Origin of the sequence: Halobellus sp. Atlit-38R, from assembly GCF_003665925.1 — an archaeon.
Classification (GTDB): domain Archaea; phylum Halobacteriota; class Halobacteria; order Halobacteriales; family Haloferacaceae; genus Haloquadratum; species Haloquadratum inordinatus.
Window position 1 is genome coordinate 1 of the sequence record NZ_QXIJ01000063.1, and the last position, 815, is coordinate 815.

2 protein-coding genes are annotated in these 815 nt (G+C 51.5%); one reads left to right on the forward strand and one right to left on the reverse strand.

The features are described from left to right. Positions 1–412: hypothetical protein (locus D3D02_RS18090; RefSeq protein WP_233560703.1), on the forward strand; the 412-nt coding region annotated here is incomplete at its 5' end. 29 nt (positions 413–441) lie between these two features. On the opposite strand, the gene D3D02_RS20515 is transcribed toward D3D02_RS18090, so the two are convergent. Continuing rightward, positions 442–815 (reverse strand): hypothetical protein (locus D3D02_RS20515; RefSeq protein ID WP_233560704.1); only part of this gene is annotated, 374 nt, incomplete at its 5' end.

Consider the following 815-nt stretch of genomic DNA (forward strand, 5'->3'; position numbering starts at 1 on the left):
CCCGATAGTAATAATAACCTTGCTAACAGAAACCAACCAAATGGATCAAGAGGAATATCTCATCTGGGAAGTCAAAGCGAATTCCTTGTCAAAGCACGAGGCGGAGTCGGTTATTGAGTCTCTCGCTGATCAGGTAGCATCCGAAACTGATGAGAAAATCGACTACAGAGAAATCCACACCCTGACCGGGCCCGAGACAGTCGTCATTTCATTCGTTGTCGGTGTAGCAAGCAAAGTGGTTGCGCAGGCGATTTATGACGCACTCACCGACGCACCAGAAACCAGGTCTATTCGTGCGAGTGAAGGCTTGTCTGTCATTCATAATGGGTCTGGGGATATTAACTTGACAGTCCCCGACGAAGACGTTGAGGAAACGGACGATCGGACTGAGACTGAGCTGCGAGAAGAGTAACGTGCTACAGGAAGCGCTTACTTCCTTTGCTAACCGTCGAACAGCAAGCGGATGCGCAACTCAAAGTGATCGACGAGAGTGTCACGAACGCGCTTGCTCGCATTCGGCGCAACTCTACCTGCGGCTTCACCCTCAATAACAAGTGAGGTGAACACCTCCGCGAACAACTCCGATTCGCTCATACGGGAACTGGAGATCCCGTCGATGTCTGATTCTGGAATTGGTCCGTGAAGTCGCTCACTAATACGCCTTGCTTCGGCTTGCTGTTGATCTGTTTCGAATATTGGCGGGTTCTCCTCGTGACCCGCGTCAGGTGTAACAGCGTCGTAGAGCACGTGCCCAACCTCATGAGCAAGTACTGGACCGGTTCGATAGCCCAGGAAATCGAACGTGTCCTGGCCAA